The following is a 13,184-nucleotide window of genomic DNA, read 5'->3' as shown; positions in this document are numbered from 1 at the left end:
CTTCCCATTCCGAACAGAGAAGTTAAGCCCGGTCACGCCGATGGTACTGCGTAACAGTGGGAGAGTAGGTAGTCGCCGTTTTAGAGGAAGCCCCCGAGTCAGAAATGACGAGGGGGCTTTTGCTTTTTCCACATCACACATCACACATCCTTGTCATTGTGCCTATTATATATATTGGTCAACTCTATAGCCAAGTCGTAGACCGATTTCAGTTCGGGATAATGTTCGAATATGATTTCCGCACGTATTCTTTGGAAGTCAGTCCATTTACTAATGTACTGCTGGCGATTTTAGTCTGCTTGTTCTCTTTTTCCATTTCTTTCTTTTTGCCTTCTTTTTGTATTCTTGGAGGCATATTTCTGTGAAAGCACTTGTTATATTGAAAAGAAGCGCTACATTTGTAGTGTACTACTGTGCTAGTACACATAATTGCTGAAAATCATTAAATCATTCAAGTTATGCTACAAGCAAAAAATGTTTCGTTTGGTTATCACAGAAGGAGAAAAGAAGTCCTGAGTGATTTCTCGCTTTCGCTGAAAACGGGCAAAGTGTATGGGCTGTTGGGGAAGAATGGAGTGGGCAAATCCACGTTGCTCTATCTGATGAGCGGTTTGTTGACTCCCAAACGGGGGAGAGTGATGTATCGTGGTACCGATGTGCGCCGCCGGTTGCCTGCCACGTTGCAGGACATGTTTTTGGTGCCCGAGGAGTTCGATCTTCCATCGGTGTCCTTGGTCAGTTACATCGAACTGAACAGCCGGTTCTATCCCCGTTTCAGCAAAGAAGACATGGTGCGGTATCTTCATCTTTTCGAGATGGATATGGATGCTCATTTGGGCGCATTATCCATGGGACAGAAGAAGAAAGTCTTCATGAGTTTTGCCTTGGCCACCAATACATCTCTGCTGCTGATGGACGAGCCTACCAACGGACTTGACATTCCGGGCAAGAGCCAGTTCCGCAAGTTTCTGGCATCGGGCATGTCCGAGGAGAAGACGATTGTCATCTCCACGCACCAGATACGCGATATAGACAAAGTGTTAGACCATGTGTTGATAATGGACAACAGCCATGTGCTGCTCGACGAATCCATCTCCGGCATTTGCAACAAACTGTTGTTTATGGAGAGCGACGACCGGGAATTGGCCAAGCGTGCGCTCTATGCACTCCCTTCCGTGCAAGGCAATTACCTGATGCTGCCCAATACGGAAGAGGCTGAAACGGAAATCAACCTTGAACTGCTGTTTGGAGCCACGCTTTCGGTTCCCGAAAAGATAGCAGAAATGTTCCACCCCCAAATGAATGAACCGAGATGAAGATACACGATACTTTTTTTAGTTTGCACCGTTTCGCCAACGTATGTCGCAAGGAGATAATCGAGAATTGGAAGTCCCTGCTGCTCCGCATGCTGCTGATGTATGGTGGGCTTACCGTTGTTCTGGTCTGGAATGCCTATTATGAATATGGCAGGTGGCAGGATGTACTCCAGATGCAGGATAGGATAGAGCAGGATATCTGGACTTTCGGAACCGTCATTTTCATGATAGGCATGGGCGTTATGGGATGCCTCAGTGCATCGTTCATGATGGAAGGCATGAAGACGAAGAACGGTCGGTTGAGCGTGCTGATGACGCCTGCCACCATGTTCGAGAAGTTTTTTGCCCGATGGCTGGTGTTTACCTTTGGTTTCTTGCTGGCCTATCTGGTAGCCTATAGGCTGGCCGACTGGACACGCATGCTGGTATACATGGCTGCCTATCCCGAAGCCGAGACTGTGGCACAGGTGCCGTTACTTTCCCGTCTGGTGGGCGATTGTGCGGGGTATTGGACGGCTTTTCCCACCTACGAGCAGTTTATGCTTGCGCTCAGCATGTATTTCTTTTTTCAATCCTGCTTTGTGCTTGGCAGCGCTATCTGGTCTAAGAATGCCTTTGTCAAAACATTTGTGGCAGGAGTGGGCATCGTCATAGTCTATATTTTGGTGATTGTCATGATGCACAAGTTGCTGCTGGGAAACCAATATATGTGGAATATGGGCGAACTGACCGAAAATGAGTTGCTGCTTCTGATAACCTTGGTTTCTTCCTTCATGGCTTTGTTCAACTGGACAGTTGCCTATTTCCGTTTCAAAGAATCCGAAATCATTAATCGCTGGTAGTCGTATGAATTTTAAAGAGAGTAAAGCCATCTACTTGCAAATAGCGGAGCGCATTTGCGATGAAGTGCTTCTGGGGCAATACCGGAAGGAGGAACGTATCCCCTCGGTGCGCGAATATGCAGCCGTGGTAGAGGTAAATGCCAATACCGTGATGCGTTCCTACGATTACTTACAGACGCAGGGGGTGATTTATAACAAGCGCGGCATTGGCTATTTTGTGTCGGCTGATGCCCGCGAGTTGATATTCTCGTTGCGCAAGGAGTATTTTATGAAAGAAGAGTCTGATTATTTTTTCAGGCAGCTTTCCATGTTGGGCATATCAGCAGAAGAACTGGCTGATATGTACCGGAAGTTTATTAAGAAACAAAAATAAAGAAAAAGAGAAAACGTCATGAAACGAACAACGTATGTGATAATAGGAATGCTGGTTGCCGGATTGGCGGTGATATGCGGTGCCATTTTTTATGCGTCATGTCACATGGTCGGGAGGGAATCGGCCGATGCCGTTGAAATCGGCGGAGAAAGGAAAACGGTAGAACTGCCCGAATGCAGGGTAGTGAAACTACTTCACTCTTCCATTGTACGGGAAGAGCATAAGCGGACAGTGAGAGAGCCGGACAGGATTTCTTATTCACTCTGTCAGGTTCCCTTGTCGGTATCTCCGGCAGATTCCGGGCAAGGTAGCTTTTCTTATGCCGGTGATATGGATGAATTTCTCTCGATGAGTTTGGTGGGCGACACATTGCTTGTTTCCTTTGATTTCTCCCGCAAGGCGGATTTGCATTCTTTCGCTTTTGTGAAAATCAAATCGGAACAAATGGAACTGAAAATACCTTCCACTGTGCAGACGGTCTTGGTGGATGTTGATGCTGCCGCCGCTTTCTGTGATTTCCGTCGCGACTCGCTTGCTTTCCATACGCGGGGCGTTGCTTCGGTGAGAAACTGCCGGATGAACTCGCTGTCGGCTCGGGCGGTTGAATTGAAGTTCGTCAGTGGCGAGGTGCGCGATTTGCATATAGATTTGGATGAAGTGCATGCCTGGCAAGTGGTTGCCGACTCATTCCACATCGACACCGAACATTTGTCGGGTAGTCGCGAACATTGGAATTCACTGCAAGTCGGTGAATGTCGGCAGGTGCTTTGGACACCTGTCGGGGAGGAAGCTTCTCTGCATTTGAATTTGAAACAGGCTGCGAAATTGGAAATAGGTGAACAACCGTAGTACGAATACATTATCTTTGACCGGAAAACGAAAACAGGCTGCATCGAATACAGAACTTTTTCATGCAGGCATGAAAGTTCTGTATTCAGTTTGCATTATCTTTGCAGGAAATCAAAAGAAGTAAGGTATGGTCTTGCAATTGTTATTTGTATTGGTGGCTATCATTATCGGTGCCCGTCTGGGCGGCATCGGACTAGGGGTAATGGGAGGGATAGGCTTGGCTGTCCTGACGTTCGGTTTTGGCTTGCAGCCCACATCGCCTCCCATTGACGTCATGCTGATGATAGCCGCTGTTATTTCTGCCGCATCCTGCATGCAGGCCGCCGGAGGACTGGACTATATGGTGAGGCTGGCTGAGCGGTTGTTGCGGAAGAATCCCTCGCAGGTCACCATCCTAAGTCCCATCGTCACCTATCTCTTCACCTTGGTTGCAGGTACGGGACATGTGGCCTATTCGCTACTACCTGTGATAGCCGAGGTGGCTACCGAAACAAAGATACGCCCGGAAAGGCCGCTGGGCATTGCGGTGATTGCTTCGCAGCAGGCCATAACGGCAAGTCCCATTTCGGCTGCCACCGTTGCCTTGCTCGGGTTGCTGACTGGATTTGACGTTACCTTGTTCGATATTCTGAAAATAACAGTTCCGGCTACCATTATCGGGGTGCTTGTGGGTGCCTTGTTTTCTATGAAGGTGGGCAAGGACCTTGCGGACGATCCGGAATATAGGAAGCGGTTATCCGAAGGTTGTCTGACCGCTGCGAAGGTGGAGATAAGGGATATACATAACAAGCGGCATGCTGTCCTGTCCGTCCTCATCTTCTTCCTTGCCACTGTTTTTATCGTGTTCTTCGGTTCGTTCGACAGTTTACGACCTGCCTTCGTGATAGACGGAGAAACGGTGAAGCTCGGCATGTCTGCCATCATCGAAATCGTGATGCTTTCTGCTGCCGCCCTCATCTTGCTGCTGACCCGTACCGACGGTATGAAGGCAACACAAGGTTCCGTATTCCCTGCAGGCATGCAGGCGGTGATTGCCATATTCGGCATTGCCTGGATGGGAGATACTTTTCTTCAGGGAAACGTGCTCCAGCTGACCCAGTCCATCGAAGGAGTGGTGAGGCAGATGCCGTGGCTGTTCGGTATAGCCTTGTTTGTCATGTCGATTCTGCTTTATAGCCAGGCTGCTACTGTGCGTGCGCTTATGCCTTTAGGCATCGCTTTGGGCATTTCGCCTCTGGTACTGATTGCCCTGTTTCCCGCGGTAAACGGTTATTTCTTTATTCCCAATTACCCCACTGTGATAGCGGCTATCAATTTCGACCGTACCGGAACAACCCGCATCGGCAAGTATGTACTGAATCATTCATTCATGCTGCCCGGACTTATTTCGACTGGGGTTGCCATCGGGCTGGGATTGTTCTTTATCAGGATGTTTTGACGGAAACCGATTCTTTTGAAGGGAATCCTTCCGTAATTTTGTAGATTTACTCTGAGCCTTTTGGAGTATATCCCTATCTTTCCTCTAAAAAACAAAGAAGCTCACCTCTCTCTTTCTGCTTGGGGATAGATATGATTTATTAGGCCCACATTATCCCGGGAGACTTCCTGTTTTTGAAGTCTCCCACAAAGACACGGTCCTTTTCATCAATAAAGTTTAAGTTTATGCCGCTTCATCTGCAAGCGTTCCTCATGATATTGGCGCAGGATATCACGATTGGTATCGGTTACAAAACCATTGAGTTATTCCAAACAACAATCCAATAGATACTCATACTCTCAAGGGACACTTCACAAACATGATGGGAAACAAGCAAATCACGTAGTTTATCCAACTACCAAAAACAGAATCAATTTTTGAGCCGTTTTTATACAAGATATATATATAAATACTATCTTTGTGAACATCAAGACCACATTCATAAGAAGCCAATTTATAGCTTAATTACTGGAGACCTAAAGATAAGAAAAAATGTGTACCAAGAGTACAAATAAGGCTAAGGAGAAGGAGGTGGTGTTGTTTTTTTATGCGACTGGCATAAAATCTAAAGGATTTTGCGTAAGTTTGTAATATCTGTTACTTATGCGAATCAGTAGTTGAACTCTGATTCATTGTTTTAATAAATAAATGCGATGGCAATTTTCTCCATCGTATGTATCAAAAGTCCGAATGTAAATCAGATTTTCATCGTTCTTTGAGTATTTGTTTTCTCATTTAGCCGGTTGAAAAACGATTCTATGGGTTGTCTGACCTTTGAAACGGCAATAGAAAATAGGTCTCTGTCTGCTTTCTGTCTTTGCGTAATAATCGGATTCTCTCCTTTTATAACTTTAGTGGAAGTCAGTATGTTTACACTTTTTTTGCTGTTTATTTCCTAAAAATGCGAAGTCTGAGTATACTTATCGGCAAATATATCTCTGTTTATCAGACCATCATCTACTTCTCTTTTAAGAACTGTCAGATTATTCTCCTGTGCGGATGATAAGATAATCATTTTCAGTAGCCATTTCCTCTGTTTTGTCTTTCCTGCACAAGTAGTGATGGGCATGGAGTCAATAAGTGATGTCATAGAATCGCAATCTATTGGTTTAAAGAAAGTAAGCAGCAGCTTCACCAGTTCGTTAATCGCCTCACTCATCAGGTTTAACCGATAGTTGGGAAGGTTAGGAAACTAGGAAAGCAAATATGCTTTGGTAAATGTATGTATCTCTTTGATGCTAAAATAGCGCTGTACAGTAAGTAGCTCCTGATTGGTGTAGAACTTCAGTGAAGACTCGTAAACATCGCAGATATACATATATATATTCATAAGTTTTAACTCCTTCTACTTGGGAATCATAATTAGAATAATGAGTGTTTTTTACTCTTATAATTTGTTGATTAACAAGGAGATTAAGAGATGAGTATATGAGGAGATTGAATAATAACAATTTATAAACTGAATCAGTAAGTGATCTCAAATACTGATTCGCATTACTTACAAAATAATGGTACTTTATATGAAAAAAAAAAACTATGGAATGCTTTCTCTAGCTGTAGCTTCATACCTGACAGCTTATGCGGAAAATGGAAAGCAGAATACGGACAAACCGAATGTGATTCTTATTTATGCTGATGATTTGGGATATGGCGACTTGGAATGTTATGGGGCAAAAAATGTGCAAACCCCTAATGTTAATCGCTTGGCATCCAAAGGTATCCGGTTTACCAACGCACATGCCACCGCTGCCACCAGTACCCCGTCCAGATATTCCATGCTGACAGGAGAATACGCATGGCGTAAACCGGGAACAGACGTTGCGGTAGGAAATGCGGGAATGATTATACGTCCCGAACAGTACACCATAGCAGATATGTTTAAAAGTTCCGGTTATGCCACAGGAGCATTTGGTAAATGGCATTTGGGGTTAGGTGACAAAACTGGGCAACAAGATTGGAATGCTCCTCTTTCCGCCTCTTTGGGCGATTTAGGATTCGATTACTCTTATATTATGGCTGCCACGGCCGACCGGGTTCCTTGTGTATTTATTGAAAATGGCCAAGTTGCCAATTACGATCCTTCCGCTCCGATAGAAGTGAGCTATGTAAAAAATTTCCCCGGTGAGCCTACCGGTAAAGACAACCCCGAACTGTTGTACAATCTCAAACCAAGCCACGGACATGATATGTCCATTGTAAACGGTATCAGCCGGATTGGTTATATGAAAGGGGGGGGGAAAGCATTGTGGAAAGATGAAAATATAGCTGATTCCATTACTACACATGCCATTGAGTTTATCAAGCAACATAAGGATGAGCCTTTCTTTATGTATTTCGCTACGAATGATGTGCATGTTCCCCGTTTTCCACATGAGCGTTTTCGTGGTAAAAACAAGATGGGGTTGCGTGGTGATGCTATCGCACAGTTTGACTGGAGTGTAGGTCGGTTGTTGGAAACCCTTGACGAAATGGGGCTGACCGGGAATACATTGATTATCCTTTCCAGTGACAATGGTCCGGTGGTAGATGACGGATACGATGACAAAGCGGAAGAATTACTGAACGGTCACGAACCTACCGGTGGTTTGCGAGGGGGGAAATATAGTGCATTCGAAGGAGGTACTCGCGTTCCTGTAATTGTGCATTGGCCCCAGGCCGTCGGCAAGCCCGGAGTTAGCGATGTTCTTATTTCACAAATAGACTGGTTGGCATCATTGGCTTCTTTAGTGAATGCTCGTATTCCGAAAGGAAGTGCTCCCGACAGTTACAACCGCCTGGGCAACTTGTTGGGCCAAGACAAGACGGATCGTCCATGGGTTGTTGAGCAAGCCGCCAACCACACTTTGTCTGTACGTACCAAAGACTGGAAATTCATAGAAGGAAGTGACGGACCGGAAATGATAACTTGGGGACCAAAAATTGAAACTGGATATTTGGGTACTCCTCAATTATATGATATGAAGCAAGTAGGCGAAAAAAAGAATGTGGCAACACAATATCCTGAAAAAGTGTTCGAACTGGAAAAGATATTGAGAAAAGTACGAGACAGAAGTATAAAGATGAAGTAAAGTATATCGGAGAATCAGGTTTGCTTTTAATCGGTAGATACCCTCATGGTCGTTAGGCTATGAGGGTATCTGTTTTATACGTATTTCCATAAAAAAATTGCAAACTGCCCCTGCCCTGTCCGACCTTTTTAAAAAAAAAGAGGATAAAAAGCTTACATCAGCTATTTATCCTCATTATAGTTGCGGAGATCCGACTCGAACGAATGACCTTTGGGTTATGAGCCCAACGAGCTACCAACTGCTCCACTCCGCGATGTTGTCGTTTTGTGAGTGCAAAGGTACGGCTTTTTATTTAATATGCAAATAAAATGCATGATAATTTTGAGATTGAGTAGGCTTTTTTTGGTAATATGCTGATAAATAGAATAATAGCAAGTCCGCTTTTTTCTTTTTTTTTAGAGCTATTTGTTAATAAAATGAATGTTTTCTTGTAAGATATGCGGAAATGTCTTACTTTTGCTCAAATAATAAAGCAATGTGCAATTAATCTATGACCGTATCTAAAACAAAAGCTAAATTAGTGGACGTTGCCCGTCAGCTGTTTGCAAAGATGGGTGTTGAAAATACCACGATGAATGATATTGCCCTCGCTTCAAAGAAAGGTAGGAGAACGCTCTATACCTATTTCAAGAGCAAGGAAGATATTTACTTGGCTGTTGTTGAGTCGGAGCTGGATATTCTCTCGGATATGATGAAGCGTGTGGTGGAGAAGGATGTTCAGCCGGACGAGAAACTGATGGAAATGATTTATACCCATCTGGATGCAGTGAAGGAGGTTGTTTTTCGGAACGGTACCCTTCGTGCCAATTTCTTTCGGGATATTTGGAGAGTGGAGAAAGTGCGCAAACGTTTTGACGCCAAGGAAACCCAACTTTTCAAGGAAGTCTTGCGTGAAGGCATGGAGAAAGGTGTTTTCCAGATAGACGATTTGGATATGACTGCCGAGATTGTGCATTACAGTGTCAAAGGCATTGAAACACCTTATATTCGTGGCCATATAGGAGCCAATCTGGAGGATGAGGTGCGGGATGCTTACGTTACCCGTCTGGTGCTTGGCGCGTTGGGGAAGAAGTAAGAATACATTTTATAAATAATTTAAAAATAGTATGGGATTATTAGATGGAAAAACAGCCATTGTGACGGGTGCAGCACGTGGCATCGGCAAGGCTATCGCTTTGAAGTTCGCTCAAGAAGGAGCAAATATTGCATTCACTGACTTGGTGATTGATGAAAATGCTGAGGCTACAGCAAAGGAGCTGGAAGCTTTGGGAGTAAAGGCAAAGGCATACGCCTCCAACGCGGCAAACTTTGAAGACACAGCCAATGTAGTGGCAGAAATCCATAAGGACTTTGGTCGCATCGATATTCTGGTAAACAATGCCGGTATCACACGCGACGGCCTGATGATGCGCATGAGCGAACAGCAATGGGATATGGTTATCAATGTCAACCTCAAATCGGCATTCAACTTTATCCATGCCTGCACACCTATCATGATGCGGCAGAAGGCAGGTAGCATTATCAATATGGCATCTGTGGTAGGTGTTCACGGCAATGCCGGCCAGGCCAACTATTCTGCTTCCAAAGCTGGTATGATTGCTTTGGCCAAGTCTATCGCACAGGAACTGGGCTCTCGCGGTATCCGTGCCAATGCCATTGCTCCGGGCTTCATCATGACAGCCATGACCGATGCCTTGTCCGAAGAAGTGAAGGCTGAATGGTGCAAGAAGATTCCTTTGCGCCGTGGCGGTACACCCGAAGACGTGGCAAACATTGCTACCTTCCTGGCTTCTGACATGTCTTCGTACGTGTCCGGTCAGGTAATTCAGGTAGATGGTGGTATGAATATGTAGAATGACAAGCAAATTGAGGGATTAAGAATTGAAAGGTACAATCTACTTTCATTCTTTAATTCTGTCATTATTAATTTTTGAAATAACGATGACTGTCGTATACGAAGACAATCATATCATTATAGTCAACAAGACCGCTTCCGAGATAGTTCAGGGAGACAAAACGGGTGATACACCGCTTTCGGAAACTGTAAAGCAGTACCTGAAAGAGAAGTACAGCAAGCCCGGAAATGTCTTTATCGGTGTCACCCATCGACTGGACCGCCCCGTGAGCGGTCTTGTTGTTTTTGCCAAGACCGGTAAGGCACTATCGCGTCTGAATGAGATGTTCAAGAACAGCGAGGTGAAGAAGACTTATTGGGCAGTGGTGAAGAACCTGCCTCGCGAAGAAGAAGGGGAGCTGGTGAATTATTTGGTACGCAACGAGAAACAGAACAAGAGTTATGCCTACGACAAGGAGGTGCCGGGCAGCAAGAAAGCGATTTTGCGCTATCGGATTATCGGGCGGTCGCAGAACTATTATCTGTTGGAAGTAGACCTGAAAACCGGACGTCATCATCAGATACGCTGTCAGTTGGCAAAGATGGGTTCTCCTATCAAGGGCGACTTGAAGTATGGTTCGCCCCGCTCCAATCCCGACGGCAGCATCTGTCTGCATGCGCGGTCTATCCGTTTTGTGCATCCGGTGTCCAAGGAACTGATAGAAGTGGAGGCGCCTGTTCCTCCCGGAAATTTATGGAATGGTTTTGAAACGATTTAATCTTACTGTAATGAAGAAAATCATAGTTTTGTCGGGCTTGCTGCTCCTTGCGGGATTGGCTGCCCAAGCTCAGGAAAGAATTGCTGAGTATAATGTGCGTCCTGCCGTTACGGTGCGCACCCCCCTCCAAGGCGATAGTATCAACTTCAAAGGAGATAAGTTTACTGTCGGTAATCTTTTGAAGACGAAGGTCAACCTCGGCTTCGACGGATGTCAGTACGAACGTATGGCGGCTGATACGGCCGGATATATCGCTGTGGCAAAGGCGGATAAGGACAATCTGTTCTATCTGTTTGCCACCAATCTGCGTGCCGAGCGTTTCATGAAGGGCAAGCTGAATGTATATTCCCCTGCCCGTTTTGAGGTGTTTGTAAACGGTGAATCCAAACAGGTCAAGGAGACGGCAGAGGACAGCTTGTCGCAGGTTCGTCCTACGGCCGTGAGTCTGCGCATGAATCCCGAAGCAGATTATGAAATTGTTATCAAGTTGCTTTCAAGCGCGGACGACAAGATGCAGCCGATGCTGAAATGCGAATTTGAAAAGGAAGAAGACTTTACCGATGTAGCCTGTCAGATAGCACCGGACATGAAGAGACGCTTTTCTTTGTTCAACACCAATTTCGGTTCCCGAGTGAGCTGGGTTTCTCTTTCGCCCAACGGCAAGTACCTGCTGACCCGCTATTCGGACAGTTACGACGTGAAACGTTTCAGAACCCGTTGTGAACTGACCGAGGTGAAGACCGGCCGGGTGATACTGCCCAATGCCAATGAAGGGATGAAGTGGATGCCCAACAGCAACAAGCTTTACTATACGGTTGTGGGTGAGAAGCAGAACGACCTGGTTGTGTTCGACCCTGCTACGATGCGTGAAGAAGTGCTGCTGAAGAATGTCCCGGAAGGATATTTCAGCTGGTCTCCTACGGAAGAATACCTTATCTATATGCTCACGGACGAGGGCGAAAAGGTGAGTGGCCCGTTGAAACGTCTCTTGCATCCGGACGACCGTATCCCCAATTCTCGCAACCGTTATTATCTCATGAAATACGATGTGGCGACGGGACTTTCCGAGCGTCTGACCTATGGTAACCGCAACGTCTATCTGAATGATATTTCTCCGGATGGCAAGAAACTGTTGTGCAGCACTTCCAAGCCAGACATCACTCGATGTCCTTTTTCTCTCTCTTCTCTTTTCGAGATTGATCTGGCCACCTTGCAGGCAGATACACTGGTGGCTTGGGATGCCTATCTGGGAGGCGCTTCCTATTCTCCGGACGGCAAACAGCTTCTGGTGACCGGCAGTCCGTCCGCTTTCGGAGGCATCGGCAAGAACTGTGGTGAACATCCCATTGCCAATGACTTTGATACCCAAGCCTTCATTATGGATCTGGCTACAAAGAAAGTGCAAGCCATCACGCGCGATTTCAATCCTACGGTGTCTCTCGTGCAGTGGAACCGTGTGGACGGATGTATCTATTTCGATACGACCGATGGAGATTGCAGTCATATCTATCGTTATGTTCCGAAGACGGGTGGCTTTGAGATGCTGCCGCTTGAAGAGGATGTGATTACTTCCTTCACGCTGGCCGATGACAATCCGGTTGTGGCTGCCTATGTGGGCGGAGGAAACGCCAGCACGGGTGTAGCTTACACGTACGACACGAAGAAAAAAGTTTCCACCCTGCTTGCCAACCCCATGAAGCCCATCCTCGATAAGATTGAGCTGGGACAGATGGAAGAGTGGAACTTTACAGCTTCGGACGGTACGGAGATAAAGGGAATGATTTGCCTGCCGCCGTCTTTCGACCCGAACAAGAAGTATCCGCTTATCGTGTACTATTATGGAGGAACGACTCCTACGACCCGCGGCATTACTTCTCCGTACTCTGCACAGTTGTTTGCATCACGCGACTATGTGGTTTATGTTATCCAGCCCAGTGGTGCCATCGGGTATGGCCAGGAGTTCTCTGCACGCCACGTCAATGCTTGGGGTGAGCGTACGGCCGATGAAATTATTGAAGGCACGAAGAAGTTCTGTGCAGCCCATCCGTTTGTCAACGATAAACGTATCGGATGCTTGGGCGCCTCTTATGGAGGATTCATGACGATGTATCTGCAGACTAAGACGGATATGTTCGCTGCCGCTGCCTCACATGCAGGTATCAGTAATGTGACGAGCTATTGGGGCGAAGGTTTCTGGGGATACTCCTATAACTCGGTGGCGGCTGCCGAGAGCTATCCTTGGAATAATCCCGATTTGTTTACGAAACATGGAGCGCTGTTCAATGCGGACAAGATTAAGACTCCTCTGTTGTTGCTGCATGGCACGGTAGATACGAACGTGCCTATCGGTGAAAGTATCCAGTTGTATAATGCGCTGAAGATATTGGGCAAGCCGGTGGAATTCATTACCGTGGACGGTGAGAATCATTTTGTGTCTGATTATGCAAAGCGTGAATTGTGGCACAATTCAATCATGGCTTGGTTTGCCCGCTGGTTGCAGGATAGTCCGGCATGGTGGAATGACCTTTATCCGGAAAGGAACTGGTAATACTTTATCTCTACTTTACCTATTGTAAAGCGGCACTTTATCACCGATAAAGTGCCGCTTTATTAGTGATAAAGCAATACTTTACTGGTAATAAAGTG

The 13,184-nt window shown here is 46.0% G+C and carries 12 protein-coding genes, 1 tRNA gene and 1 rRNA gene; 11 read left to right on the top strand and 3 right to left on the bottom strand.

All coding sequences use genetic code 11. The annotated features are described in order from the left end of the window. The 6 genes from rrf to HU824_RS07365 all read left to right on the top strand — a co-directional run. A 5S ribosomal RNA gene (gene rrf, locus HU824_RS07390) occupies positions 1-81 on the top strand; the annotation flags it as partial. Positions 82-458: 377 nt separating this feature from the next. Beyond that, the gene (locus tag HU824_RS07385) at positions 459-1,316 is read left to right on the top strand and encodes an ATP-binding cassette domain-containing protein (RefSeq protein ID WP_176468514.1); all 858 of its coding nucleotides are present in this window, start codon (positions 459-461) and stop codon (positions 1,314-1,316) included. Beyond that, positions 1,313-2,158: a hypothetical protein gene (locus HU824_RS07380; RefSeq protein ID WP_176468513.1), complete on the top strand. Its 846-nt coding sequence runs from the start codon at positions 1,313-1,315 to the stop codon at positions 2,156-2,158. The genes HU824_RS07385 and HU824_RS07380 overlap by 4 nt, the downstream gene beginning before the upstream one ends. Before the next feature lie 4 nt (positions 2,159-2,162). Next, positions 2,163-2,531 carry a GntR family transcriptional regulator gene (locus HU824_RS07375; RefSeq protein ID WP_136009723.1) on the top strand — a complete coding sequence of 123 codons (369 nt, stop codon included), beginning with the start codon at positions 2,163-2,165 and terminating at the stop codon, positions 2,529-2,531. An 18-nt stretch (positions 2,532-2,549) separates the two neighbouring features. Beyond that, complete coding sequence (locus tag HU824_RS07370; RefSeq protein WP_136009724.1) at positions 2,550-3,380, top strand: hypothetical protein; 831 nt, start codon at positions 2,550-2,552, stop codon at positions 3,378-3,380. Between the two features lie 127 nt (positions 3,381-3,507). Beyond that, complete coding sequence (locus tag HU824_RS07365) at positions 3,508-4,818, top strand: anaerobic C4-dicarboxylate transporter family protein (protein WP_136009725.1); 1,311 nt, start codon at positions 3,508-3,510, stop codon at positions 4,816-4,818. Positions 4,819-5,752: 934 nt separating this feature from the next. Here HU824_RS07365 and HU824_RS19715 read toward each other — a convergent pair. Together HU824_RS19715 and HU824_RS19710 are read right to left on the bottom strand one after the other, a co-directional pair. Further along, a complete protein-coding gene (locus HU824_RS19715; RefSeq protein WP_255260484.1) occupies positions 5,753-6,016 on the bottom strand; it encodes a hypothetical protein in 264 nt (87 codons plus the stop codon). 33 nt (positions 6,017-6,049) lie between these two features. Next, positions 6,050-6,187 (bottom strand): hypothetical protein, encoded by a 138-nt coding sequence (locus tag HU824_RS19710; RefSeq protein WP_255260483.1) that lies wholly within the window; start codon positions 6,185-6,187, stop codon positions 6,050-6,052. 190 nt (positions 6,188-6,377) lie between these two features. On the opposite strand from HU824_RS19710, the gene HU824_RS07355 reads away from it, so the two are divergent. Then, positions 6,378-7,925 (top strand): arylsulfatase, encoded by a 1,548-nt coding sequence (locus tag HU824_RS07355; RefSeq protein WP_176468512.1) that lies wholly within the window; start codon positions 6,378-6,380, stop codon positions 7,923-7,925. Between the two features lie 180 nt (positions 7,926-8,105). Here HU824_RS07355 and HU824_RS07350 read toward each other — a convergent pair. Next, a tRNA-Met gene (locus HU824_RS07350) sits at positions 8,106-8,178 on the bottom strand. A 237-nt stretch (positions 8,179-8,415) separates the two neighbouring features. Between HU824_RS07350 and HU824_RS07345 the strand changes: the two genes are divergently transcribed. The 4 genes from HU824_RS07345 (at position 8,416) to HU824_RS07330 (ending at position 13,086) form a co-directional block, all read left to right on the top strand. Then, the gene (locus HU824_RS07345; protein ID WP_136009727.1) at positions 8,416-9,000 is read left to right on the top strand and encodes a TetR/AcrR family transcriptional regulator; all 585 of its coding nucleotides are present in this window, start codon (positions 8,416-8,418) and stop codon (positions 8,998-9,000) included. A 31-nt stretch (positions 9,001-9,031) separates the two neighbouring features. Then, positions 9,032-9,778 carry a 3-oxoacyl-[acyl-carrier-protein] reductase gene (gene fabG / locus HU824_RS07340; RefSeq protein ID WP_005828602.1) on the top strand — a complete coding sequence of 249 codons (747 nt, stop codon included), beginning with the start codon at positions 9,032-9,034 and terminating at the stop codon, positions 9,776-9,778. A gap of 88 nt (positions 9,779-9,866) precedes the next feature. After that, a complete protein-coding gene (locus HU824_RS07335) occupies positions 9,867-10,538 on the top strand; it encodes an RluA family pseudouridine synthase (protein WP_136009728.1) in 672 nt (223 codons plus the stop codon). Between the two features lie 10 nt (positions 10,539-10,548). Then, positions 10,549-13,086: a S9 family peptidase gene (locus HU824_RS07330; protein ID WP_176468511.1), complete on the top strand. Its 2,538-nt coding sequence runs from the start codon at positions 10,549-10,551 to the stop codon at positions 13,084-13,086. Positions 13,087-13,184 lie beyond the last annotated feature (98 nt).

Source organism: Bacteroides sp. L10-4 (assembly GCF_013373675.1).
GTDB classification, from domain to species: Bacteria; Bacteroidota; Bacteroidia; order Bacteroidales; family Bacteroidaceae; genus Bacteroides; species Bacteroides muris.
The sequence above is the reverse complement of the archived record's forward strand: the minus strand, read 5'-3'. Positions and strand labels throughout refer to the sequence as shown.